This is a genomic window from Streptomyces sp. NPDC050439 (assembly GCF_040655335.1).
Taxonomy (GTDB): domain Bacteria; phylum Actinomycetota; class Actinomycetes; order Streptomycetales; family Streptomycetaceae; genus Streptomyces.
On record NZ_JBFAJT010000001.1, the window covers coordinates 1,229,587 to 1,253,371 of the forward strand.

Here is a 23,785-nt window from a genome sequence, read left to right on the forward strand (position 1 = left end):
ACTTGGTCACTGGTGGTCCGCTGTGACGGCTACTGGTAGCTGATGTCCGACGCGCTGTACTTGCAGTACGTGCCGTCCGGGCCGCTGCCCGTCTCCTTGGGCTCGTCGCCCGAGCTGTTGCCCGTGTAGCGGATGCAGGGCTTGATCTTCTTGCTGGAGTCGCCGTGGATGCGGATCTGGCGGAGGGTCGCCGTGTCGCCGTAGTTGGTGTTGATGCCGACCAGCGACTTGCCGGGCGCGGTCACGTCCACGTCGTTGACGGTGATCGTGCGCTTGTACTGCTTGGAGCAGTTGCCGCAGGAGCGGACCAGCTTGCCGAAGTCCGAGACCTGGAAACCGCTGATGTTCAGCTTGCCCGCGCCGTTGAACTGGAAGACCTTGTCGTCGGCCTTCTTCGCGCCGCCACCGGTGACGTTGTACGTCGCGCCGGACGAGGTGCCCTTGAAGCTGGCCGCGTCCTCGCCGACGTCCTCCCACCACACGTTCTGGATGGTGCAGCTGCCCGAGCAGTGCACGCCGTCGGCGGCGGGCTTGCCCAGGACTACGTTCTTCAGGACCGCGCCGTCCTTCAGCTTGAAGATCGGGTCCTGGCCCTCCTCCTGGCCGTCGCCGCCGAGGTCTCCGCTGCCGTAGAAGCGCTGGAGCCCGCCGTCGTATGTGCCGGACACCTCGATCGTCTTGCTGACGGCCTTGTTGCCGGTGGGAGTCGGCCAGGCGGCTGCCGCCGTGGTCGCCGCTCCGGCAGGGGAGAGCAGCACGTTGGCGCCGAGGGTGGCGCCGGTCAGCAGGAGCGCGCCGCCCGCCGCGCCCACGGCGCGGCGGCGGGTGAGGCGGCGCTTCCGGTTCCTGCGCAGTTCGGCTCGTTGCGGGGTCAGTTGCGTGGTCATGGGGACCGCTCTTTCGCTGGGGGGATGACCTTGCGGACCTTGCGTCTGCTGGTCTCCGCCCGGGTGCGGAAGGTTGCCGCCCTGCGGGGAATTCTCTAGGAGGTACGGGCGAAGTCGCCGCGCACCGCGGCCTCCTGGCCCGCCGCGGCCGCTTCCGCCGCGTAGGTGTCCTCGCCCGCGTCCCTGCCGCCCTCGGCGTGGTTGTACTGGCCCGCGAAGACGTGTTCGCCCTCCGGGACGGTCCGGCCCGCCTTCAGCGTCCAGCGGTAGACCAGCTCATCGCCCTCCTCGCGCACGGAGACCGTGAAGTCGTCGGCGGGCAGGGAGCGCCAGTTGCCCGTGTCGCTGACTCCGCCGGTCTGCGCGACACGCAGTTCGACGCTGAGCGCGGTGAGCGGCTTTCCGGTCTTGAAGGTGAGAGTGCTCTGCGCCCAGAAGTCGTTGCTCTGCGGGTCGACGGAGCCATCGCTCCAGAGGTAGCCGTCCTCGACGCCCTTGGCATCCGGCGCCAGGCGCCGCGTGGAGGGCGGCGGATCGGACTTCTTCGGCGGCCGTTTCGTGTCCGGGTCCGTGTCCTTGCCGGGCGTGCCCTTCGTGGCCTTGCCCGAGGGCTGCGCGGGCTCCGCCGGCGAGCTGGGTTCGGCGTTCTCGTCGTCCGGCGCGGAGGCGGAGGGGCCGGGCCCGGCCGGGGTATCGGGGGCGGCGGGCGTGCCCACGGTGCTCGGCGGCGGCTCCTCGCCCTGGACGACGGAGGCGACGGCGTATCCGCCGAGCGCGAAGACCCCGGCCACGGCGGCGGTAGCGCCCGCGACGCGCAGCCAGGGGGCGGGCCGGCGCAGCCTGCCGCGGGAGGAGGCCGCCCCGAGGTCGTCGACGGCGCCACGCTCCATGCCGCGCTCGACGCGGGCGAGCATCCGTTCCCTGTCGGGGCGGTGCTCGGCCGCGGCATCGCGCAGCTGCTTGCGTACGTCGTCCATCACTGCCTCCCTCCCACGAGTTGCGACGCGGCCCGCTCGCCGAGGAGCCGTTGCAGCTCCGCCATCCCCTTGGACGTCTGGCTCTTCACCGTACCGACCGATATCCCGAGGGTGAGCGCGCAGTCCTTCTCCGACAGGTCGAAGGCGTGCCGCAGGACCACACAGGCCCGCTTACGGAACGGCAGCGTACGCAACGCCTCCTGGACGTCGACGACAGCGGGTACGTCGGGGTCGTCGACGCCCTCCGCGCGCTGGCCCCAGAAAAGGGCCACGCGGCGGCGTTCCCGCACGGCGCTGCGGATGCGGCTGCGGGCCATGTTGGCGACGACACCACGGGCGTACGCGGCCGGGTGATCGGCGGCCCTGACGCGGTCCCAGCGGTTCCAGAGCGCGACCAGGGCGTCGGCCGCCAGGTCGTCCGCGGCGTCCTTCTCACCGGTCAGCATGTGTGCCAGGCGCGCGAGTTCGTTGTAGTGCCGCTCGAAGAAGTCGTGGAACTCCGCGGCGGCGGCGTCATCGACGGCTGTCCCCACGGGTGACCTCTTTCTGTGCTTGCGCGGCTCTGCCCGCGCGCTGGGTGGCCCCCGTGCCGCCGAAGCGCGGTGCGCGAGCATAGCAACGTCCGTGCGAGAGATCGAACAACGTCCGGAATCCCAGGCAGATCTGAGCCAGGCGGCGTCGGCCTCTGGGCCCAACCCATTTGCGTTGCCTGGGTGCGGCGTTTGCCGGTTTCTGTTCGAGGGTTGTCCGACGTGTGGTTGCGTGCATGGTGTCGTCGGAATGGTCGAGGTTGTTATGTCCGTTTTCATGTCCGCAAGTGTTCATGCGCGACGAGTAGTTGAGGCAGTGTCGGGCGGGAAGATCCCACCCGGTTCCCGCCTGTCCGAAGTGACTTTGTGGGGCGTGGAGGTGGCACTCGCGTACCGCCTGAACGACGAGGAGCATGCCCGTCGAATGGCCGTAGAAGGCGGGGCGCTGGAAAACCTGGGCACGCTCGACGCACTGTTGAGTTTGCCAACAAGGCAGCCGACGCCGTGGGGTTCGCTGGCGAGCCGGGACCAGCGCCTGTTGGTGCGCGGCGGAGAGTCGCACGCGTGGGTGCGTCGCGGGGATCTGGTTGAGCGTCTGGCGGTGCCACCACTGACTGTGGACCTGGCGGTGGTGCGCAGCGAGCATGCCGACGTGACGGCACTGGATGTGATGCCGTTCGGCGCGTATGCCCCGCAGGCGGTCTGGCTGGATTCTCCGGAGGACGGGTCGGTCGCCCTGCAGGCCGAAGCAGCGCGCTTCCGTACCGGAGTCGTGCACTGGCAGGGCAAGGGCGAACCGCGAGTACTGGCGCCGCCAGAGCCACTTGCCGAGGTGTGGGAGACACCGGCCGGTTGGCGGTTCGCCGAGCACGCGTACGGTCAGGTGTTGGGCTTGTCAACGGCGCCCGGGCAGGTCAGTCCCCTTCGGAGGCCCACAACGTGAGGGATGCGGATGCGGGCGGACTCCGCCTGCTGCGCCATCGCCGTTCGATCGCCCCGCGGGCATCAATGGCTTGATAGCAGCGCTGCCGCCATAACTCGCGCCGTGCTCTGCCAGGTGACGCTCGTCGCAGTTCTTCGGCCCAGGGCAGCCAGGTGGCCACGTTGTGCCGTTCGGCTTCCCTGACGTCGTCACAGTCGTCGCCGACAAAGCGAGCGAAGGACTGACCGTCGCAGACGTGGCATGGACATTCGGGAGGCTTGCCATGTCCATACAGGTGAGCGAGATCGCCGCCGGGAAAATATTCCATCAGGATGGGGTGCAGGACGTAGGGATGCGCTGCGCCCTTTCGATTGGCGTCGGGATGTCGCGCGTCAGGCGGCCAGAAAGCTCGGCATGAGTTGCGAACCCCGATGGAGACAAAGGTGGCGCCGCGGGCATAGGCATCGAGGCCGGCGAGCCCGGTACGGATAAGGGCCACGTTGTAGACGTCGTCGATCAAATCGCGGAGGCGTCGCGCCGCGGTCAGGTCCGGCAATGGATCGCTTGAGGAGCCCAGGGCGATCGCTTTTACGTGCGGGATCCCGTTGAGGGAGTCGATGAGTCGGCGGGTGTCCTGGTCCGACTGCAGCCACCGGGCAGCCAGTGGCACGGTGAAGATGACTTCTTCCGGGTCGAGTTCGCGCACCCGTCGCACGGCCGCAGTGACGGACCAGATGTCTCCGGACGTGAAGTATCGGGTCGGGGTGAGGACAGCCGTGGCTCCGGCGTCCAGCTGCTCACGCCCGGGATAGCCGACGCAACGCTGTGTGGCGTAGAGCGCGGGGATGCCGCCATCCCGCGGCTGCACATAAAAGGAGTTGGCGGTGCTGGCCATATGTTGCTCATAGCGCCCTGGATCGAGCAACAGGGCGCCACCTAGGTCACGCCGGGCACTCTTGGCTCGGTGGACTGCTTCGGTGCTGCAGAGAACAGTTCCGTCGGTACCGTCGCCGACCGTAGCTTCGACCGCGGTGCGGGTGTGCAGGAGTATCCCGTCTCGAAGCACTGGAACACCAGGTTCAACTGGCTCGGTCAAGCCACCACCTTGCTCCGACATGCGCCCCTCCCCCGGTCACGGATCGCGACAGCCCCGCTTCAAAGAGTGCAATCGCCAGGTATCGGCGGCAAGAGGGCGTACACGATCCGCCTTCGGGACTGTGCGGTTCGACAACATCATGCGGACGGCCACACCCTGTGGCGGTGGTGTGTGGCCTTGGGCGCGGATCGGTCAGCTCGGGCACGTCGGCGCGCAGGCTTTGCTGTGTCATTCATTTGAGTGACGGTGACCGTGGACCTGCCCCCGTAACGCACGGTTCTCCTGCATCGTTCTTGCGTGTGCCGGAACAATTCAGATCAGCCGTGCCCCAATCTCGATCAGGAGGCCGATCACTCCCAGCACTGCTGTTGGATCGGGCATGCAGGCAAGGAGAGGTGGACCCGATGGCCGGATGGAACTTAGCTCCAATAGTCGCCAGTTCGTTCGCTCTGGCTGTGTCCGCGTGGATGATCATTGTCGGGCGCAGGCTCGTGGCGGCGGCACGCAACAGTGCCAGGTTCGCCGAACAGGCAGCGAAGTCGGCGGAAGTCACTTCCAATCTGGTGGCCTCCGTACATAAGACGGGCAGCGTCAATCAGCCGGAGCGGGCCGCCACGCACGAGTGAAGTTGCTGCGCTCCAGTACCTTCGCGTCTCGTGTGTCGTTGTGAGCATCGGAATATTCACGCTGACAGAGGAAGCCAAGCATGGAGCCGGTTTCTGTCTGCTTTTCGGTGATCCCGGTGATTCTGGGCTCTGCACAGCTGTTGCTGGGGCGAAGGATGCTCAAGGCAGCGGAGAGAAGCACTGAGGCGGCCGAACAGGCCGCTGCCATCGCAAGGAGTGCCCTCCAGAGGACTGCGGAATTCAGCATCGAGCAGGACCTTTCCGGGAACCTTCTGCGCTACCTGGGCGACGAAACGATTCGATTCGAGTTGCTCTCCCGTGATCTTCCCGGGGCCGTCTCACTGACGCCGCCCCGTAGTGAGCTGGACCCAGGCGAGGCCATCCGCTTCTCGGTGACCCACACCTCAAGCACGGACCATCCTCCGCAACTTTGGGTCAAGGTGTGGCGCGGCTCCCACCAATTCGAGATCGCGGTCCCCTGGCGCACCCAGTCGTCCTGACCGGATCCTCCGCGCATGCGAACAGGGGCGCAGCGGGGCGAGTGAGGGATTCGTCGAGGGCGGCGACGAGGAGAAGGCGCGGACGGCGATGCCGGAAGCCTTGCGGCCATAGGTGACTTGGCGCGCCCCGGGCGCCGGGCGAGGACTTTGTACTAGCGGCAACTTTCTGCGCTCCCTGCGGCAACTCAGCCGAGGTACCGTCCCGCCCTCTCCCCGCAGGAGCATCCATGTTCGAGAATCCCTACACCGCGCCCCACCGTTTCAGACGGCGAAGAGCACGCCGGTCCCGCGGCCGCGTCCTGGTCACCGCCGTCATCGCGGGCGCACTCGCCGCCGGAGGGCTCATCGCCCTGTCGTCGACCTCGTCCGCGGCCACCACCCGCCAGGCCGAGGCCCTCGACCGGGGCGTGGTCAGCGTGCACACCGACGCCGGGAACCTGGTCAGCTGGCGCTGGCTCGGCACCGATGACGACGACGTCGCCTTCAACGTCTACCGAGGCGGTACGAAGGTCAACTCGTCCCCGGTCACCGGCTCGACGAACTACTTCCACGCGGGCGCACCGAACAGCGCCGACTACACGGTGCGCGCGGTGGTCGACGGCACCGAACAGGGCGACTCCGTGCACGCGGTGCAGTTCCGCGCCGGGTACAAGGACGTTCCGATCACGCCGCCCGCCGGGGGCACGACCCCGGACGGCGTGGCGTACACCTACGAGGCCAACGACGCGTCCGTGGGCGACCTCGACGGGGACGGCGCCCTCGACTTCGTACTGAAGTGGCAGCCCACCAACGCCAAGGACAACTCCCAGTCCGGCTACACCGGCAACACGATCATCGACGGGATCAAGCTGGACGGCACCCGGCTGTGGCGGATCGACCTGGGCAGGAACATCCGCTCGGGCGCGCACTACACGCAGTTCCAGGTGTACGACTACGACGGTGACGGCCGGGCCGAGGTCGCCACGAAGACGGCGGACGGCACGAAGGACGGCGTGGGCAAGGTGATCGGCAGCTCCTCCGCCGACCACCGCAACTCCGGCGGCTACGTCCTTGCCGGTCCCGAGTACCTGACCATGTTAGACGGCCGCTCCGGCGCCGCGCTCGACACGGTGGACTACGTCCCGGCACGCGGCAGCGTCGCGGGCTGGGGCGACAGCTACGGCAACCGCGTGGACCGCTTCCTCGCCGGGACCGCCTACCTGGACGGCAGCAGACCGTCCCTGATCATGGCACGCGGCTACTACACACGTTCGGTCATCGCCGCCTGGGACTTCCGGAACGGCGCCTTCACCCGGCGCTGGACCTTCGACACCAACTCCTCGACGAACACCGGCAAGGGATATGACGGCCAGGGCAATCACAGCCTGTCGGTCGCGGACGTCGACGCCGACGGCAAGGACGAGATCGTCTACGGCGCGATGACCGTCGACGACAACGGCAGCGGCCTGTGGACGACCAAGCTCGGACACGGCGACGCCGGCCACGTCGGCGACCTCGACCCCTCGCGCACGGGCCTGGAGTACTTCAAGGTCTCCGAGGACAGCTCCAAGCCGGGCTCCTGGATGGCGGACGCCCGCACGGGCCAGCGCCTGTGGACCACGGCTTCGGGCTCCGACAACGGCCGTGGCGTGTCCGCCGACATCTACGCCGGTTCGGCGGGCGCCGAGTCCTGGTCCGCGGCCGACAACACCCTGCGCTCGCCGTCCGGGGCATCGGTCGGCCGCGAGCCGTCCAGCGTCAACTTCGTGAACTGGTGGGACGGCGACACCACGCGCGAACTCCTCGACGGCACCCGCATCGACAAGTACGGCACGGGCGGCGAGACCCGCCTCCTGACCGGGTCCTCGGTCTCGTCCAACAACGGCACGAAGGCGACCCCGGCCCTCTCCGGAGACATCCTCGGCGACTGGCGCGAGGAGGTCGTCTGGCGCACGTCGGACAACAAGGCGCTACGGATCTACTCCACCCCACACGAAACAAAGACGAAGATCACCACCTTGCTCCACGACATCCAGTACCGCACAGCACTGACGTGGCAAAACACGGCATACAACCAGCCCCCACACCCAAGCTTCTACATAGGCTCAGGCATGCCAAAGGCACCGCGTCCCATGGTGTCCACTCCGTGAAGCCGAGAGCCTAATAGCTCTGCGGTCGACGGTTTCGATGATCCCGCGTACTCCTGACAGCAGTACGCGGGACATCAATACAGGGGTCAGCGGGCCGCGCGTAGGAGAATGTCCGATACCTCGCCCCTCCAGTCGCGAGAGCCGCAACCGTGAGGAACGACGTTCTCGATGGTGATCGCCTTGTACCTCCCCGGCTCGGGCGCCCTCCCTCGCTGGGTGCAGATCACGGTCGGCATCGTGGTCCTGGGCCTGATCCTCGCCCGCCTGTGGCTCCACTTCCGGCGCCGGCGGTAGGCCAACTACGCGGGTTCCTCCCTCCGACACCCCCGCCTGAGCCACCCGCTCGACTCCCGCCCCCGCGCTCAGCCCGCCCCCGGCACCGGCCCCGTGCTCGACCGCACCGTCAACTCCGGTGCGAGCAAAACGACTTCGCCCACATCCTGCCCCCGCAGCTTCGCGACCACTCGCTCCACCGCCTGGCGTCCCATCTCCTGGGCCGGGATGGCCACGGAAGTGAGTCGCACCGATGCCTGGGTGGCCACCTGGTCGGGGCAGACGGCGATGACGGAGACGTCTTCCGGTATGGCGCGGCCCTGTTGGCGCAGGAGGCTCAGGAGCGGTTCCACCGCCGATTCGTTCTGTACGACGAACCCCGTCGTGCCGGGGCGTTCGTCGGAGATGCGCGAGAGGGTCGCGGCGAGCGCGTCGTACGTCCCCTCGCAGGGCCGGTGCAGCACCCGCACGCCGAGCTCTCCGGCCCGCGTGCGCAGCCCTTCCAGGGTGCGCTCGGCGAACCCGGTGTGCCGCTCGTACACGGCGGGCGCCTCGCCGATCACGGCGATCTCCCGGTGGCCCAGCCCGGAGAGATGCTCCATGCACTGGGCGCCGGTCGCCATGAAGTCCAGGTCGACGCAGGTCAGGCCCGTGGGGTCGGCGGGGAGGCCGATGAGGACCGTGGGCCGGTCGGTCTCGCGGATCAGCGGGAGTCGCTCGTCGTGCAGCTCCACGTCCATCAAGATCATGGCGTCGGCGAGGGCGCTGCCCTCGATGCGGCGGACCGCCTCGGGGCCCTCCTCGCCGGTCAGGAGCAGCACGTCGTACCCATGGGTGCGTGCGGTGGTGGCGACGGCGATGGCTATCTCCATCATCACCGGCACGTACATGTCGGTGCGCAGCGGGACCATCAGCGCGATGATGTTGGACCGGCTGCTGGCCAGGGCGCGGGCGCCCGCGTTCGGGTGGTAGCCGAGCTCGCGGATGGAGCGCTCGACGCGGTCCTTGGTGGAGGCGGAGATGGACCGCTTGCCGCTGAGTACGTAGCTCACCGTGCTGGCCGAGACTCCGGCGTGGTGGGCTACCTCGGCAAGGGTGACCATGCGGCTCTCCTGGGCAGTTCTGGAGGCGGTGGCGAAGCGCTTCGACTTGGGGCCTTCTTGACCTTAGAGGGACACCCATGTGCTGTCCATAGACCCGTCGAAGCGCTTCGACTGGTCACTCAGCGGCGGGAGTTGTCCCCGTAAACGATGCCACGGCCGTTCGTGGCCACGTACACCCGCCCGAAGATCCGGGGATCGCCGGTGATGGCCGCCCCGGTCCAGCCCCACTGACGGGTGTCGTCGTTGACGCGCACCCAGCTCTTGCCGGCGTCGGTGGAGCGGAAGATGCCGCGCACCCCGTCGATCTTCGCGCTGGTGAAGAGCGTCTGGTGGCCGGATCCCGGCGCGGCCTTGCCGAAGCCGATCGTGTCGGCCTCCTCGACGCCCTGGACGCGGCTGAAGCTCGCGCCGAAGTCTGTCGAGTGCCACAGGCCGTACGTCCCGCCGGCCTTGCCGCCCGCGAGCCAGATGTCCCCCGCCTCTCCCGGTACGGCCTTGAAACGCGCCGCTCCTTCGGCCGGAAGGCCGGTGGACGCCTGCACGGTGAAGGTCGCCCCGCCGTCCCTGCTGACGTAGAACCTGCCGGACTTGAAGCCGTAGAACGTCTTCGGGTCGGCCCGGTCGGACTCGACGACGGCGCCCTGGGGGATGCCGGTGGCCGCCGTCCACGAGGCGCCCCGGTCGCCGCTGGTGTGCACGCCCGCACCGTCCGGGCTCCACACGAAGCGGCTGCCGTCGGCGGACGCGGCGACCGTCCCGCCGCCGGAGACACCTGACGGCTCCTTGCCCGCCCCCCAAGTGGCGCCGTTGTCACCGGAGAAGGCGATGCGCGGCCCGCTGTCGAGCTGGCCGACGCGCACCACGATGTCCGGGTCGGACTCGGCGTGGTCGATGCTCGTCGTGGTGGTGAAGTTGGGCTCTGTGTACATCAGGGGCGGCACCTTGGTGACGTCCGTGTGCCGGAAGCCGCCGATGTCGCCGAGCGCGCTGAGCAGGGGCGCTCCGGAGGCGGGCGCCGCGAGGTCGTTGACGGCCGTCTCCTCCAGGCCCTTGACCATCGGGGTGACGGTGAACTTGCCTCCGCTGTCCCACTGCCGCAGGTTCTTGGTGCCGTAGACGGTGGCCCCGGTGCCATACATCATCCGGTCGGAGTCGAAGGGGTCGATCTCCAGGGCCTCGGTCATCCAGCCCAGTTTCGGGCTCTGTTCGGGCGGCGCCGGGTTCGCGCCCCAGGACAGCCAGGGCACGGACGAGATGTCCATGGTGTAGCGGTTGGAGCGTTCGGGATAGGCGCCGTAGTTCCAGGCGCCGGTCCAGCTGCCGCCGCTGTCGGTGGAGCGGAAGATCTGGGTGTCCGGGTACCAGGAGCTGTAGCCGGTGACCATGACGGTGCCCGGACGCTGCCGGTCGACGCTCAGTCCGCTGTAGCCGTAGTAGGTGTCGGCGTCGGTGGCGGGGCTGATGTTCTTCCACTCGCCGGTACGGGTCGCGTACCGCCACACCTGGCCCTTGCCTCCGTCGTAGGGGCCGCCCTTGTCGCTGTAGGCGAGGTAGAGGTAGCCGTTCTCGGCGTCGAGCACGCCCTTGTGGGCCAGGTACCCGGTGGGCTGGCCCGCGAGGCGGGTCCAGGTGACGCCCGCGTCCGTCGAGCGGTAGACGGCGTTGTCCTTGTCGGCGACGCCCACGTACAAGGTCTTGGTGCGGTCGCCGGATGCCCCCGTCGACTCGTCGAAGGTGACCCAGGCGATGCCCTGGTTGTCGGAGGCGTAGCCGGTCGTGTCCGAGGGGTCCTGCCGGTAGTTGCCGGGGTTGGGGAACGCGGTCACCTCGGACCAGGTGGCCCCGGAGTCGGTGGAGCGCCACAGGCCATGGCCGCTCGGCGCGCCCAGGTACAGCACGCGGTTGTCGTGCGGGTCGACGGCGAGGCGTTCGCCCATGCCGCGGCCGGGCATGTTGCCGCCGAGCTTGAAGGGCAGGTCGGCCTTCTTCCAGGTCCTGCCCCGGTCGGCCGAGCGCATGACGGCGCCGTTTCCGGGGTCCCAGTCGTTGGTGTACGTCCCGACGGCGGCGTACACCTTGTCCGGCTCGACGGTGTCGGACGCGAGGCTGACGACCCCGGTGTGGCCCCAGTCGTCCCAGCCCACGGAGTCGAGCAGCGGGGTCCAGCTCCGGGACGACTCCTGCCAGCGGTAGGCGCCGCCGATGTCGGTGCGGGCGTAGGCGAGGTTCTTCTCGGCGCGGTTGAAGACGATGCCGGGGACGAAGCCGCCGCCGTCGATGCGCACGTTCTTCCAGGTGTACGCGGCCGACGGCTTCTTCTTGGTGGCGTCGTCGGCGCCGGAGGAGGGGGCGGCCGCGAGCAGCAGGCCCGGGATCAGGGCGAGGGCGCCGAGCAGTTTCCCGCCGCGTGTCATACGGCCGGTCATCGCGACCCCGCCCCAGGTTCGAGGAGCTCCGCGTAGGCGCCCATGGCCAGCGCGATGTCCACCTGCGCCCAGAAGCGGTGGTACGTGAACCGCGGGGCCGCTCCCCCGTCGAGATACGCCGCGACCTTCGGCCAGTCCGGGTCGTCGCGGTAGAAGGAGCGGATGGAGGTGAAGTCGGACCCGGAGTCGATGGTGTCGCCGTTCGGCATGGTGCCGGTCCAGCCGTTCGGGACGTACACGGCGTCGTCGAAGCGGTCGTAGTCGGCACGGGTCTCGGGGACGGCGATGCCGAGGGGGTCACGGTGGTGCTGCCACATGCCGTCCAGGAGGGCCTTGGCCGTGGTGGCGGCCTCGGTGTGGCCGGTGGCGGCGGCGTAGTACGTGAGGGTCTTGGCGTAGGCGCCGGCCACGCCCACGTCGTTGGTGCGGTCGACCACGGAGACGTGAAGTCCCGTGTTGGCGCCCGGACTTGAGGGGTTCCAGGTGTCGGGCCGGCCGGACCACTTCAGCGTCGAGGGGAAGGTGTAGGTGCCATCCGCGGCGATCTTCGTCTCGGAGAGCGCCCACTTCACCCAGTTGTCCATGACGGTCTTCGCGGCGGGGTCGTCGGTCTCGTGGAGGTACTCGGCGACGCGCTCCATGGACCAGGCCTGGAAGCCGAACCACTGGTTGGACGGCGGGTCGTGGTAGACGGGCTTCTCGTCGTAGGCCATGCCGTAGAAGGTGGGGGCTCCGGCCGGGGGCTGGGCGTAGCGGCCCTGCCAGCTGTTGGTGGCGCCGCCCGCGATGGCGCCCTCGGCGGACTGCAGCCAGCGGTAGAACTCGATCTGCCGGGTCAGGCTCTTGGCCCAATCCGACTTGCCCGAGGCCGACTTGGGGGCGAGCGGGGCGTAGGCGCTGAGGGCGAAGGCGGCGAGGGGGTTCTGGTAGCCGCCGTGGTTGTGGCTGGAGCCGATGCGCCAGGCCCAGCCCGCGGAGGTGTCGGTGGCGCCGCCCCAGGCGTAGTACCAGGACAGCAGATAGTGCGCGCCGCTCTTGCCGCTGCCGGGCGCGCAGCCGGACGGGTCGGTGCAGTCGCCGATGGTCTTGAAGTACTTGTCGAACAGGGCGTAGCGCAGGTAGTCGCCCATCTTGGCCGCCTTGGCGACCGTCGCCGCGACCTCGGACTCCTTGCCCTGGGCCGAGGCCCAGACGTGCGCCCAGTAGGCGGCCTGGACGGCTCGGGCGTCGGCGTCGGGCGCGTTGGTGTACTTCCACTGCTTGGCGTAGGAGGCGTCGCCGGTGAACAGGTCGAGGTAGCCGTTGTTGCCGCCGTGCTCGAACTCGTCGCGCGTGGGGTGCGGGACGGTCTCCCAGACCGACTCCTGGGAGCCGCGCTGGAAGGTGTTGATGTAGACGGGTCCCGCGGTCTCGCCGCCGTAGCCGTAGACGTCGTCGACGTCCTGGAGCCAGTGCATGCCGTAGATGTCGTCGGTGCCGTACGCACTCTTCAGCTCGGCGGCGATCGGGTCCGCGCCGGCCTGGACGGCGGGGTCGAGACGGGCGGGGTACTGGGACGGCTGGTCGTGTTCGGGCGCGTACGTGGCTGGTTTCGCCGCATTGTAGAAACTGTTCGTCGGCTGGTCGGCATGGGACGGGATCATGAATTTCTCCATGGTTTCCCAGGCCGCGTTGAAACGTGTCCAGTCGCCGCTGACCTTGCCGTACATGGCCTGCAGCCAGAGCAGATAGCTGTATGCCTCGGATGTCGTCTCGTGCCCGTGGTCGGGGGCTTCGACAATGAGGGTTTCGACGGAATGGTAGGGAATGCCGTCCGGCGAGAAATAGCCGTTGGCGGAATCGGTGATCTTCGCGTACAGGTCGAGGAAACGCTGTTCGTACTCGGTGACCGCGGGGGCGGCCTGGGCGCTGTGACCTGCGGGGTTGAGGGCCACGATGACGGGTGCCAGCGCGGCCCCGGCGCCGAGGGTCAGCAGGTTGCGGCGGCTGATTTCCGGTCTGGAGGGGCCCGAGCGGGGGGATGGGGGGAATGCGGACATGCGGGGAGATCTCCTGACGGCTCGATGGGGGCGAGCTCCGGACGGGGAGCTGGGTAATCAGTGGGAGCACCGGTGGGAGCGCTCCCAAAATTCAGCGGGACGGGTCCGATGTCAAGAGCTCGCACACGAAAGGGAGTTGTCGAATGAATTCGACGGAGGCGATCCGAACAATCTGAAAGACCCGACAACCTTTCTGTTCCCGGCGGCGACTCCTTGGCGACCGGCCGACCGCGCTCGACGGCTGATTCCCCCCATCCGACCCGCCCGAAGGGACACCCCCACCATGAGCCGTAGCCGTACGCACACCCGGCACCGCAGATCCCGCTCCCTCTTACTGGCGGCGCTCACCACCGTCCTCGCCACCACCGGCGGCACCGCGCTGGCCGTGAGCGACAGCGGAAGCGGTGCGACCCGGACGGCGTCCGCCGCGGCCCGCGTCGACAATCCGTACTCGGGCGCCAAGCCCTACGTGAACCCCGAGTGGTCGGCGAAGGCCGCCGCCGAGCCCGGCGGGGACGCCGTCGCGGACCAGCCCACCGGCGTCTGGCTCGACCGGATCGCCGCGATCGAGGGTGCCGGCGACGCGATGGGGCTGCGCGACCACCTCGACGAGGCACTCCAACAGGGCGCGGGTGTCATCCAGTTGGTCATCTACAACCTGCCGGGCCGGGACTGTGCCGCGCTCGCCTCCAACGGCGAGCTCGGCCCGACCGAGATCGGCAGGTACCGGAGCGACTACATCGACCCCATCGCCGCGATCCTCGCCGACAGCAAGTACGCGAACCTGCGCATCGTCACGACCGTCGAGATCGACTCGCTGCCCAACCTGGTCACCAACACCGGCAGCCGCCCCACCGCGACACCCGAGTGCGACGTGATGAAGGCCAACGGCAACTACGTGAAGGGCGTCGGCTACGCGCTGCGCGAGCTCGGCGCGGTGCCGAACGTCTACAACTACGTGGACGCGGGCCACCACGGCTGGATCGGCTGGGACGACAACTTCGCCGCGTCCGCCCAAGTCATGCACGAGGCGGCGACCGCCGACGGCGGCAGCGTCGACAACGTGCACGGCTTCATCACCAACACGGCCAACTACAGCGCCCTGAAGGAGACCAACTTCACCGTCGGCGACTCCGTGAACGGCCGGTCGGTCCGCGAGTCCACGTGGGTGGACTGGAACCGTTCCGTCGACGAGCTCAGCTTCGCCCAGTCGTTCCGCGACCAGCTCGTCTCCACCGGCTTCAGGTCCGACATCGGCATGCTCATCGACACCTCGCGCAACGGCTGGGGCGGCGCGGACCGGCCCACGGGCCCCGGACCCGCCACGGACGTCGACACCTATGTGGAGGGCGGCCGTCACGACCGACGCCTGCACATCGGCAACTGGTGCAACCAGTCGGGCGCGGGCCTCGGCGAACGGCCCACCGTGGCCCCGGAGTCCGGCGTCGACGCCTATGTGTGGATGAAGCCGCCGGGCGAGTCCGACGGGTCGAGCAAGGAGATCCCGAACGACGAGGGCAAGGGCTTCGACCGCATGTGTGACCCGGCCTACCAGGGCAATTCGCGCAACGGCTTCAACCCCTCCGGCGCGCTGCCCGAGGCGCCGGTTTCCGGGAAGTGGTTCTCGGCGCAGTTCCAGGAGCTTCTGACGAACGCGTATCCGGCGCTGTGAGCGCGCCTCTTCCCACCCCGAGGAGACCGGAGTGAGCCGCACCCCCAGCCGTACCCCCAGCCGCACCCCCACCCGATTCCGGCGCAGAGCCTTCGTCGCCCTGCCCGCCGCCGCCCTGCTCGCCCTCGTCCCGGGCAGCGCGAGCGCCTATCCCAACCCCGGTCAGGTCACCGGGGACATCGTCGTGCACGACCCGACCCTGGCCCGCACCTCATCGGGCAAGTACCTGCTCTACTCGACCGGCGACGGCCTGCAGCTGCGCACCTCCACCGACCGCATCGCCTTCGGCCGCAGCGGGTCCGCCTTCCCCACCCGGCCGAGCTGGTGGAACAACTACAACTCCACCGGGGACGTGTGGGCGCCCGACATCTCGTACCACGGCGGCAAGTACCTCATGTACTACTCCGTCTCGTCGTTCGGCTCGAACAAGTCGGCCATCGGCCTCGCGGGCTCCGCCACCGGTGAGCCGGGCTCATGGACCGACTACGGGGCCGTCTACACCTCGACCACCTCCAGCGACTACAACGCCATCGACCCGAATCTCTTCGTGGACGACGACGGCAAGTGGTGGCTGTCCTTCGGCTCCTGGTGGACCGGCATCAAGATGATCCGGATCGATCCCTCGACCGGCAAGCAGTACGCGGGCGACACCACCCGGCGCTCGCTCGCCTCGCGCCCCACCGGCACCAAGGCCGTCGAGGCGCCCTACATCGTCAAGCGGGGCGGCTACTACTACCTCTTCGCCTCGTACGACACGTGCTGCGCCGGCACCAGCTCCACGTACAAGATCAAGGTGGGCCGCTCCGCCAAGGTCACCGGGCCGTACGTCGACAAGAACGGCGTCGGCATGATGAACAACGGCGGCACACCGGTCCAGGAGAGCCACGGCCGTTACATCGGCCCCGGCGGCCAGTCGGTCATGAAGGACACCGACGGCGACCTGCTCGTCTACCACTACTACGACGGCCAGGACAACGGCACCCCGAAGCTCGGCGTCAACCTCCTGAACTGGAGCTCGGGGTGGCCCGTCGCCTACTGATCCACGCGTGAAGGGCTCAGCCCAGCTCAGCCCAGGCGGATCACGTTCCAGGACAGCGGCTCCAGGACGGCGCTCAGTGTGCCGTCCTGGAGTGCTGTCCCGGTGACGTCGTGCGGGGTCACGCGCTCCGGCTCCGCGAGGGTGTTGCGGGCGTCCGGGTCCGCGTCGGCAAGGACGCTGTGCTCGATGACGTCCACCAACTCAAGGCCGTGTAGAGCGACTTCGAGCGGCAGCGACTCGCTCTGGCTGCGGTTGACCGCGAAGACGGTGACGGTGCCGTCGTCGGCGCGGACAGCCGTGGCATGCAGCAGGGGCACCTCGCCGAACTTCCGCGTCCCGTGCGCGGGCGAGTCCACGCGCACGTCGAGGACCTGGCCGCGGCCGTGCCGTGAGGCCTGCGCGAAGGGGAAGAAGGTGGTCTGCCGCCAGGCCGGGCCGCCGGGCTCGGTCAGGATCGGCGCGATGACGTTGACCAGCTGGGCCAGGCAGGCGACGGCCACCCGGTCGGCGTGCCGCAGGAGGGCGATCAGGAGCGAGCCGACGACGACCGCGTCCGTGACGGTGTAGTTGTCCTCCAGGAGGCGTGGGGCCTCGGGCCAGTCACGCAGGCTCTCCTCGACCTTTGGGTGCGGCCGGGACTGGTACCAGACGTTCCACTCGTCGAAGGAGAGGTTGATCTTCTTCTTGGACTTCAGACGGGCGCCCACGTGGTCGCAGGTGGCGACGACGTTCTCGATGAAGGACTCCATGTCGACGGCGGAGGCAAGGAACGAGTCACGGTCACCGTCGGTCTCCTCGTAGTAGGCGTGCAGGGAGATGTGGTCGACGAGGTCGTAGGTCTCGGCGAGGACCGTGGCCTCCCACGCGGCGAAGGTCTCCATCGACTGGCCGGAGCTGCCGCAGGCGATCAGCTCGACGTCCGGGTCCGCCTGGCGCATCGCGCGCGCGGTCTCGGCGGCCAGGCGCCCGTACTCCTCGGCGGTCTTGTGGCCGGTCTGCCACGGCCCGTCCATCTCGTTGCCCAGGCACCACATGTGGATGCCGAAGGGGTTCTTGTCGCCGTGCGCCGCGCGCCGGTCCGAGAGGGCGGTGCCGGCGGGGTGGTTGGCGTACTCCTGGAGTTCGAGGGCCTCCTCGACGCCTCGCGTGCCGAGGTTCACCGCCATCATCGGTTCGGCCTGCGGGCCAATCTTCCGCAGGAACGCGATGTACTCGGAGAGCCCGAAGCGGTTGGTCTCCGTGGAGTGCCAGGCCAGATCGAGGCGGCGCGGCCGCTCGTCGGCGGGGCCGACGGAGTCCTCCCACTTGTACCCCGAGACGAAGTTCCCGCCGGGGTAGCGCACGGCGGTCACGCCGAGCTCGCGGATCAGGTCGAGCACGTCGGTGCGCAGCCCGTCCTCGTCGGCCGTGGGGTGGCCCGGCTCGTGGATGCCGGTGTAGACGCAGCGGCCGAGGTGCTCGACGAAGGAGCCGAAGATCCGGGGGTCGACGTCGCCCACCGTGAAGGCGGGGTCGAGGGTGAAGCGGGCGGTGCGGGGGGCCATGCGTGACCTTTCGACGGGGCTGCGGTGCAGGGGTGCTTACTGTCCGGCCAGGCCCGTGTGGGCCACGCCGCTGACGATCTGGCGCTGGAAGAAGACGAAGACGACGATCAGGGGCAGGCCCGCCATGAGGCCGCCCGCCATGAGCTGCGCCCACTGGATGCCGTAGGAGTTCATGACGGTCGCGATGCCGTTCGGCATCGTCATCAGGTCGGGGTTGTTGGTCACCATGTACGGCCACAGGAAGTTGTTCCAGGACGCGATGAACGTGAAGATCCCGACGGCCGAGAGCGAGGGCCTGGACAGCGGAAGGACGATCGTGAAGAAGACCCGCCAGCGTCCGGCGCCGTCGATGTACGCGGCCTCCTCCAGCTCGTGCGGGATCGACTGGAAGAACTTGTAGAGGATGTAGACCATCGCGGCGGGCGCGCACTGCGGCAGGATCATGCCCCAGTAGGTGTCGACCATCCCCATGGACTGAACGGTCGTGAAGAGCGGGACGCCGAGCACGGCGGGCGACACCATCAGGCCCGCCATCACGAGGCCGAGGAGCACGTTCTTGCCGCGGAACTCGGTGCGCGCGAAGCCGTACCCGGCGAGCGCGCTGACGAACACCACGACGAAGGTGACGCAGACCGAGACCACGAGTGAGTTGACGAACCAGTTGGCGATGTTGCCGCTCTCGAAGAGCGCCTTCCACGCCTGGCCCGTCCACTCCTCGGGCACCCAGTGGGTGGGCACCTCGACCGCCTCGGTCTCCGACTTCAGGGACGTGAACAGGGCCCACAGCAGGGGCGTCATCCACAGCGCGGAGACGGCGGCGCCGAGCGCGGTGAGCACGATCTGGCTCGGGGTCCACTTCTTCTTGGGTACGGCGGTTCTGCCCGGGGCCGTGGCACTCATCGCACGCCCTCCTCACGCTTGCGCAGGAGCCACATCCGGCCGAGGGCGACGGCCGCGATGAGCACGAAGAAGATGATGGAGATCGCCGAGGCGTAGCCCACGCGGTAGGCGGTGAAGCCCTCTTCGAGGGTGTACTGGACGAAGGTGCGGGTGCTTTCCTCCGGTCCCGGGCCGAAGTCCTGCATGACCACGGCCTGGTCGAAGACCTGGAGTGAGGCGAGTATCTGCAGCGTGATCACCAGGCCGGTGATGTTGCGCAGCATGGGCAGGGTGATGTGCACCATCCGCTGCCAGGCGCCCGCGCCGTCGAGTTCGGCGGCTTCGTACAGATGCCTCGGGATGTTCTGCAGCGCCGCGAGGAAGAGCAGGAAGCTGAAGCCGACCGTCCACCACAGGGTGGTGATCACGACGGCGAGCATGGCGGTGGACTTCTGGGTGAGCCAGGGCGTGTCGAGGCCGAAGACGTGGTTGATCATTCCGGTGCCCGGGTTGAACAGCCACTGCCACAGGTTGCCCGCGACGGTCGACGGCAGCAGGAAAGGGGCGAAGAAGCACAGCCGCCACAGCCATTTGGCGCGCTCGATGTGGTGGGCGAGCATCGCGAGGAGGAACGCGAGGACGACGATGCAGGGCACCACGAGCAGGGTGAAGTACGCGCTGTGTCCGAGGGAGTCCCACAGCAGCGGGCTGTCGAGTGCCTCGCGGTAGTTGTCGAGGCCCACGAAGCTCTCGCCCGTGCCGGAGATGTTGGCGTCGGTGAAGCTCAGCCACAGGCCGCGGCCGATCGGCAGCAGCACGAACAGCGCGAACAGGACGAGGAACGGGGCGACGAACCAGCCGCCGTGCTGCACGCGGCGCGTCAGCCGGGCGCGCAGCGAATCGGCGTCCGCCGCCGGGGCGGACCGTACGGCGGCCGGGGCCACCGCGGTGTCGACGGCGCTCATGCGGCGGACCCTCCCTCGGTGGCGGCTCTGCCTTCCATCGGGTTCTTCATCGCGACCAGCTTTTCGAGTACGTCCTTCATGCGGCGCGCGGTGGCGTCGGGCTTGGCGGAGCCGACGTTGGAGGAGGCGATGACGGGTCCGATGCGCTGGGCGAGGAGCCCGGTCGATCCCGCGAACCAGGCGGGCGGCTCGACCGCCATGTGGTCCATGGCGGACACGTACTCGGACTGCGGCTTGAGTGCCACGTACTTTTCGTCGTCGAGCGTCGGCAGATCCGCGGGGATGTGGCCGCCGCGCGCCCAGGCCGTCGCGTTCTTGACGACGTACGCGGCCAATTGGTGCGCGCCCTCGTTGGTGGCGCCGCCGCGCTGCGCCTGGTGCGGCAGGACGAAGCAGTGCGACTCGGTGTGGGTGGCGGGCTTCCCGAAGACGGGCGGCAGCGGCGTCGCGCCGTACTTGAGCTTCGCGCCGCTGAAGACGGGCACCGACCAGTTGCCCTCCCAGGTGAAGGCGGAGCCGTTGACGAACGCCTCGGCGTCGGCGATGCCGATCGCCGTGGAGTAGCCGTCGGTCAGGTGCCGGCGCAGGAACTCCAGGACCTCGGTGGCCTTGTCGGTGTCGAGGGTGACGTCCCGGCCGTCGGCGCTGAGGCAGGTGCCGCCGAGCTGGGTGTAGAAGGACAGGAAGAACCACCAGGAGAAGTTGGGTTCGTCGGCCTTGATGCCGATGGTGTGCACGTCACCCTTGACGGCCTTCTTCGCGGCCTTGAGCGCCTTGAACCAGTCCTCGGTCGAGGTGACCTGCGCGAGGTCGCCGCCCGCGTCGAGCAGCCCCGCCTTCTCGCACACGTCCCGGCGGTAGAAGCAGAGCTGGGCGTGGATGTCGAGGGGCAGGCCGTACAGCTTGCCGTCGACCACGGCGCGCTTCCACAGCACCGGGTCGAAGTCCGCCTCGCGCACCCCGTGGCGGGCGAGCAGCCGCACGTCCCAGGGGTCGAGGAGCCGACCGGGCGCGAAGCCGGGTATCCGCCCCAGGTGCATCACCGCGAGGTCGGGGGCGCGGTTCCCCGAAGCGGCCATGGCGAGCTTGGTGTAGTACGGGTTGCCCCACTGGAGGGTCGAGTCCTTGACGTCGACCCGGGGGTTCGCGGCGCGGAACGCGTCCAGCATCGCGATCATGTTGGCGCCGTCGCCGCCGGAGAACAGATTCCAGTAGCGGACCCGTACGTCCGCGTCCGACGCGATCGCGGACGCGCTGCGATTCGCGGCGGCGAGTCCGAAGCTGCCCGCGACGGCGAGCGCTCCGATGCCGCCGAGCACACCTCGTCGGCTCGGGAGGGGTGGTGACATTGCGGCTCACTTCTGTTCGATATTTCGAATGCTGCTCGCAACTTCGAACGGGACCGTAAGGTCGAACGCGGGGCCAGTCAACGGTTCGGACAGAGCCCGGGGTGAAGTCCCCCGAATTGCACGGCAGTTGTTCGAGATCACGAACCCCGGCACCCACCTCGGCCACTTCCTGTGCCAGGCGTTGACGCACTGCTCTCCGCTGCCTAGGTTTCCGTTCGACCCATTGACCAACGTTCGATATACCGCACAGGACTGGGGTACGCATGGCACGCAGACGATGGAGACTCGGGCTCACCCTGGGGGCCCTGCTCGCCGGAACGCTCGCCGCGGGACCCACGGCCGCGGCCGAACCCACCGACTACACCATCGACGTCGACCCGGCCCGCACCGGCGCGAAGATCGACGACTCGATGTACGGCGTCTTCTACGAGGACATCAACCGCGCGGCGGACGGCGGCCTCTATGCCGAGCTCGTGCAGAACCGCTCCTTCGAGTACTCCACCGCCGACAACACCGCCTACACACCGCTGACTTCCTGGGACACGTCCGGCGCCGCCAAGGTCGTGAACGACGACGGCCGCCTGAATGCCCGTAACCGCAACTACCTCTCCCTGGAGGGCGGTTCGACCGTCACCAACTCCGGTTACAACACCGGCATCGCGGTCACCAAGGGCAAGCGCTACGACTTCTCGGTCTGGGCCCGCACCAGCGGTGCGCAGAAGGCGCCGCTGACCCTCGGCCTGCGCGACGCTTCCGGCGACCTCGCCCCGGCCCGCCGTGTCACCGCGCGTGGCGGCTGGGCGAAGTACAAGGCGACCTTCACGGCGGGCCGCACCTCCGCCACCGGCCGGCTCGCGGTCACCTCGGGCGCCTCCGTCGCCCTCGACGAGATATCGCTCTTCCCCCGCGACACCTTCAAGGGACGCGCGAACGGCCTGCGCAAGGATCTCGCCCAGAAGATCGCCGACCTGGACCCCGGCTTCCTGCGCTTCCCCGGCGGCTGCCTGGTCAACACCGGCTCGCACGAGGCGTACGACGAGAAGTCCGGCTGGCAGCGCAAGCGCTCCTACCAGTGGAAGGACACCATCGGGCCGGTCGAACAGCGCGCCACCAACGCCAACTTCTGGGGCTACAACCAGAGTTACGGACTCGGGTACTACGAGTACTTCCAGTTCGCCGAGGACACCGGCGCCATGCCGCTGCCCGTGGTGCCCGCCCTGGTGACCGGTTGCGGCCAGAACAAGGCCACCGATGACCCGGCGCTCCTCAAGCGGCACATCCAGGACACCCTGGACCTCATCGAGTTCGCCAATGGCCCGGCCACCAGCGAGTGGGGCAAGAAGCGGGCGGCGATGGGCCACCCCAAGCCCTTCCGCCTGACCCACCTGGAAGTCGGCAACGAGGAGAACCTCCCCGAGGAGTTCTTCGCCCGCTTCAAGGAGTTCCGCGCGGCCATCGAGGCGAAGTACCCGGACATCACCGTCATCTCCAACTCCGGCCCTGACGACAGCGGTTCGACGTTCGACAAGGCCTGGCAGCTCAACCGTGACGCCGACGTCGCCATGGTCGACGAGCACTACTACAACAGCCCGCAGTGGTTCCTGGAGAACAACGACCGCTACGACTCCTACGACCGCACGGGCCCGAAGGTCTTCCTCGGCGAGTACGCCTCGCAGGGCAACAAGTTCTCCAACGCCCTCTCCGAAGCCGCCTTCATGACGGGCCTGGAGCGCAACGCGGACGTCGTCAAGCTCGCCTCGTACGCCCCGCTGCTCGCCAACGAGGACTACGTGCAGTGGAAGCCGAACATGATCTGGTACGACAACGACCAGTCATGGGGCTCGGCCAACTACGAGACGCAGAAGCTCTTCATGCGCAACGTCGGCGACGAGGTCGTGCCGTCGACGGCCTCCGGCACCCCCGCCACATCCGGCCCCATCACCGGCGCCGTCGGCCTGTCCACCTGGGCGACCAGTGCCGCGTACGACGACGTGAAGGTCACCGGCGAGGACGGCAGGACGCTCCTGACCGACGACTTCTCCGCCGGTGACGAGCAGTGGAGCAAGGCGGCTGACAAGGGCACGTGGGCCATCCAGGACGGTGCGTACGTCCAGTCCGACGAGGCCGCCGAGAACACCCTGGTCACAGCCGGCGACAAGAGCTGGCAGAACTATGACCTGAGCGTGAAGGCCACCAAGAAGTCCGGCAAGGAGGGCTTCATGGTCGCCTTCGGGGTCAAGGACACCGGCAACCACTACTGGTGGAACCTGGGCGGCTGGAACAACACCCAGTCGGCCGTCGAGAAGAGCGTCGACGGGGCGAAGCAGACCATGGTCCAGGACACGACGGCCATCGAGACGGGCCACACCTACGACCTGCGCGTGGAGGTACGGGGCCGCCAGGTGACCCTCTTCCTCGACGGCGAGAAGTGGGGCTCCTTCACGGACGACAAGCCCGCCGAGCCGTTCCGCCAGGTCGTCACGCGCGACAAGGCCACCGGTGACCTCATCGTCAAGGTCGTCAACGCACAGGGTTCGGATGCGCGCACCAAGATCGCCCTCGGCGCGGCCACGAAGGTGGGACCCAGCGCCAGGGTGACCACGCTCGCCGCCGACCCGGCCGCGGAGAACACGAAGGACGCGACCCCGGTCAAGCCGGTGACCTCGACGTTCCGGGGCGTGTCCGACACGTTCTCGTACACGTTCCCGGCGAACTCGATCACGTTCATGCGGGTCAGAACCGGCTGAAGAAGATCGTTCAGCGCGGCTCGCGCCCTGCGCACAAACGCCGTCATGCCTGGTCAAACGGGTTAAGGCAGGCCCTTCGGGG

The 23,785-nt window shown here is 68.6% G+C and carries 18 protein-coding genes and 1 pseudogene; 8 read left to right on the forward strand and 11 right to left on the reverse strand.

Annotation, left to right across the window (positions count from 1 at the left end; genetic code table 11):
* Positions 1-29 precede the first annotated feature (29 nt).
* The 3 genes from AB0I66_RS05470 to AB0I66_RS05480 all read right to left on the reverse strand — a co-directional run bounded on the left by AB0I66_RS05470 (position 30) and on the right by AB0I66_RS05480 (position 2,397).
* Positions 30-887, reverse strand: coding sequence for a pectate lyase (locus AB0I66_RS05470; RefSeq protein WP_363206358.1), 858 nt, complete (start codon positions 885-887; stop codon positions 30-32).
* A 95-nt stretch (positions 888-982) separates the two neighbouring features.
* Positions 983-1,864, reverse strand: a complete 882-nt coding sequence (locus tag AB0I66_RS05475) for a hypothetical protein (RefSeq protein WP_363206359.1) — start codon at positions 1,862-1,864, stop codon at positions 983-985.
* Positions 1,864-2,397 carry a SigE family RNA polymerase sigma factor gene (locus AB0I66_RS05480; protein ID WP_363206360.1) on the reverse strand — a complete coding sequence of 178 codons (534 nt, stop codon included), beginning with the start codon at positions 2,395-2,397 and terminating at the stop codon, positions 1,864-1,866. The genes AB0I66_RS05475 and AB0I66_RS05480 overlap by 1 nt, the downstream gene beginning before the upstream one ends.
* A gap of 370 nt (positions 2,398-2,767) precedes the next feature.
* Here AB0I66_RS05480 and AB0I66_RS05485 point away from each other — a divergent pair, with 370 nt between their 5' ends.
* Positions 2,768-3,337 carry a hypothetical protein gene (locus tag AB0I66_RS05485; RefSeq protein WP_363206361.1) on the forward strand — a complete coding sequence of 190 codons (570 nt, stop codon included), beginning with the start codon at positions 2,768-2,770 and terminating at the stop codon, positions 3,335-3,337.
* Here the strand turns inward: AB0I66_RS05485 and AB0I66_RS05490 are convergent.
* Positions 3,309-4,211, reverse strand: a complete 903-nt coding sequence (locus AB0I66_RS05490; RefSeq protein ID WP_363206362.1) for a hypothetical protein — start codon at positions 4,209-4,211, stop codon at positions 3,309-3,311. The genes AB0I66_RS05485 and AB0I66_RS05490 overlap by 29 nt on opposite strands.
* Positions 4,212-4,816: 605 nt before the next feature.
* On the opposite strand from AB0I66_RS05490, the gene AB0I66_RS05495 reads away from it, so the two are divergent.
* The 4 genes from AB0I66_RS05495 to AB0I66_RS05510 all read left to right on the forward strand — a co-directional run bounded on the left by AB0I66_RS05495 (position 4,817) and on the right by AB0I66_RS05510 (position 7,961).
* Positions 4,817-5,038 (forward strand): hypothetical protein, encoded by a 222-nt coding sequence (locus AB0I66_RS05495; protein WP_363206363.1) that lies wholly within the window; start codon positions 4,817-4,819, stop codon positions 5,036-5,038.
* A gap of 80 nt (positions 5,039-5,118) precedes the next feature.
* On the forward strand, positions 5,119-5,538 hold the full coding sequence (locus AB0I66_RS05500; RefSeq protein ID WP_363206364.1) for a hypothetical protein: 420 nt from the start codon (positions 5,119-5,121) through the stop codon (positions 5,536-5,538).
* A gap of 227 nt (positions 5,539-5,765) precedes the next feature.
* Complete coding sequence (locus tag AB0I66_RS05505; protein ID WP_363206365.1) at positions 5,766-7,667, forward strand: rhamnogalacturonan lyase; 1,902 nt, start codon at positions 5,766-5,768, stop codon at positions 7,665-7,667.
* Between the two features lie 168 nt (positions 7,668-7,835).
* Positions 7,836-7,961 (forward strand): hypothetical protein, encoded by a 126-nt coding sequence (locus tag AB0I66_RS05510; protein WP_363206366.1) that lies wholly within the window; start codon positions 7,836-7,838, stop codon positions 7,959-7,961.
* A 68-nt stretch (positions 7,962-8,029) separates the two neighbouring features.
* On the opposite strand, the gene AB0I66_RS05515 is transcribed toward AB0I66_RS05510, so the two are convergent.
* The 3 genes and pseudogenes from AB0I66_RS05515 to AB0I66_RS05525 all read right to left on the reverse strand — a co-directional run.
* On the reverse strand, positions 8,030-9,043 hold the full coding sequence (locus tag AB0I66_RS05515; RefSeq protein ID WP_363206367.1) for a LacI family DNA-binding transcriptional regulator: 1,014 nt from the start codon (positions 9,041-9,043) through the stop codon (positions 8,030-8,032).
* Between the two features lie 119 nt (positions 9,044-9,162).
* Positions 9,163-11,469 carry a xyloglucanase gene (locus AB0I66_RS05520; RefSeq protein ID WP_363206368.1) on the reverse strand — a complete coding sequence of 769 codons (2,307 nt, stop codon included), beginning with the start codon at positions 11,467-11,469 and terminating at the stop codon, positions 9,163-9,165.
* Positions 11,466-13,352 (reverse strand): annotated as a pseudogene (locus tag AB0I66_RS05525) (glycoside hydrolase family 48 protein); the annotation flags it as partial. The gene AB0I66_RS05520 and the pseudogene AB0I66_RS05525, both read right to left, overlap by 4 nt.
* 439 nt (positions 13,353-13,791) lie before the next feature.
* On the opposite strand from AB0I66_RS05525, the gene AB0I66_RS05530 reads away from it, so the two are divergent.
* Together AB0I66_RS05530 and AB0I66_RS05535 are read left to right on the forward strand one after the other, a co-directional pair.
* Positions 13,792-15,180: a glycoside hydrolase family 6 protein gene (locus tag AB0I66_RS05530; RefSeq protein ID WP_363206369.1), complete on the forward strand. Its 1,389-nt coding sequence runs from the start codon at positions 13,792-13,794 to the stop codon at positions 15,178-15,180.
* Positions 15,181-15,280: 100 nt separating this feature from the next.
* The gene (locus AB0I66_RS05535; protein ID WP_363206696.1) at positions 15,281-16,219 is read left to right on the forward strand and encodes an arabinan endo-1,5-alpha-L-arabinosidase; all 939 of its coding nucleotides are present in this window, start codon (positions 15,281-15,283) and stop codon (positions 16,217-16,219) included.
* A 26-nt stretch (positions 16,220-16,245) separates the two neighbouring features.
* Here AB0I66_RS05535 and AB0I66_RS05540 read toward each other — a convergent pair whose 3' ends face one another.
* The 4 genes from AB0I66_RS05540 to AB0I66_RS05555 are packed head-to-tail and all read right to left on the reverse strand — an operon-like array spanning position 16,246 to position 20,956.
* Positions 16,246-17,763, reverse strand: coding sequence for an alpha-N-arabinofuranosidase (locus AB0I66_RS05540; RefSeq protein ID WP_363206370.1), 1,518 nt, complete (start codon positions 17,761-17,763; stop codon positions 16,246-16,248).
* Positions 17,764-17,799: 36 nt separating this feature from the next.
* A complete protein-coding gene (locus AB0I66_RS05545; protein WP_363206371.1) occupies positions 17,800-18,663 on the reverse strand; it encodes a carbohydrate ABC transporter permease in 864 nt (287 codons plus the stop codon).
* The gene (locus tag AB0I66_RS05550) at positions 18,660-19,607 is read right to left on the reverse strand and encodes a sugar ABC transporter permease (RefSeq protein ID WP_363206372.1); all 948 of its coding nucleotides are present in this window, start codon (positions 19,605-19,607) and stop codon (positions 18,660-18,662) included. The genes AB0I66_RS05545 and AB0I66_RS05550 overlap by 4 nt, the downstream gene beginning before the upstream one ends.
* Entirely contained in the window at positions 19,604-20,956 is a 1,353-nt protein-coding gene (locus AB0I66_RS05555) for an extracellular solute-binding protein (protein ID WP_363206373.1), read from the reverse strand. Before AB0I66_RS05555 ends, AB0I66_RS05550 begins: the two co-directional genes overlap by 4 nt.
* Positions 20,957-21,219: 263 nt before the next feature.
* Here AB0I66_RS05555 and AB0I66_RS05560 point away from each other — a divergent pair, with 263 nt between their 5' ends.
* Positions 21,220-23,703 (forward strand): alpha-L-arabinofuranosidase C-terminal domain-containing protein, encoded by a 2,484-nt coding sequence (locus AB0I66_RS05560; protein ID WP_363206374.1) that lies wholly within the window; start codon positions 21,220-21,222, stop codon positions 23,701-23,703.
* Positions 23,704-23,785 lie beyond the last annotated feature (82 nt).

Coding starts and splice junctions, on each gene's coding strand:
- AB0I66_RS05470 (WP_363206358.1), bottom strand. CDS start 887: ATGACCACGCAACTGACCCCGCAACGAGCCGAACTGCGCAGGAACCGG.
- AB0I66_RS05475 (WP_363206359.1), bottom strand. CDS start 1,864: ATGGACGACGTACGCAAGCAGCTGCGCGATGCCGCGGCCGAGCACCGC.
- AB0I66_RS05490 (WP_363206362.1), bottom strand. CDS start 4,211: ATGGCCAGCACCGCCAACTCCTTTTATGTGCAGCCGCGGGATGGCGGC.
- AB0I66_RS05495 (WP_363206363.1), top strand. CDS start 4,817: ATGGCCGGATGGAACTTAGCTCCAATAGTCGCCAGTTCGTTCGCTCTG.
- AB0I66_RS05500 (WP_363206364.1), top strand. CDS start 5,119: ATGGAGCCGGTTTCTGTCTGCTTTTCGGTGATCCCGGTGATTCTGGGC.
- AB0I66_RS05505 (WP_363206365.1), top strand. CDS start 5,766: ATGTTCGAGAATCCCTACACCGCGCCCCACCGTTTCAGACGGCGAAGA.
- AB0I66_RS05510 (WP_363206366.1), top strand. CDS start 7,836: ATGGTGATCGCCTTGTACCTCCCCGGCTCGGGCGCCCTCCCTCGCTGG.
- AB0I66_RS05515 (WP_363206367.1), bottom strand. CDS start 9,043: ATGGTCACCCTTGCCGAGGTAGCCCACCACGCCGGAGTCTCGGCCAGC.
- AB0I66_RS05520 (WP_363206368.1), bottom strand. CDS start 11,469: ATGACCGGCCGTATGACACGCGGCGGGAAACTGCTCGGCGCCCTCGCC.
- AB0I66_RS05530 (WP_363206369.1), top strand. CDS start 13,792: ATGAGCCGTAGCCGTACGCACACCCGGCACCGCAGATCCCGCTCCCTC.
- AB0I66_RS05540 (WP_363206370.1), bottom strand. CDS start 17,763: ATGGCCCCCCGCACCGCCCGCTTCACCCTCGACCCCGCCTTCACGGTG.
- AB0I66_RS05545 (WP_363206371.1), bottom strand. CDS start 18,663: ATGAGTGCCACGGCCCCGGGCAGAACCGCCGTACCCAAGAAGAAGTGG.
- AB0I66_RS05550 (WP_363206372.1), bottom strand. CDS start 19,607: ATGAGCGCCGTCGACACCGCGGTGGCCCCGGCCGCCGTACGGTCCGCC.
- AB0I66_RS05555 (WP_363206373.1), bottom strand. CDS start 20,956: ATGTCACCACCCCTCCCGAGCCGACGAGGTGTGCTCGGCGGCATCGGA.
- AB0I66_RS05560 (WP_363206374.1), top strand. CDS start 21,220: ATGGCACGCAGACGATGGAGACTCGGGCTCACCCTGGGGGCCCTGCTC.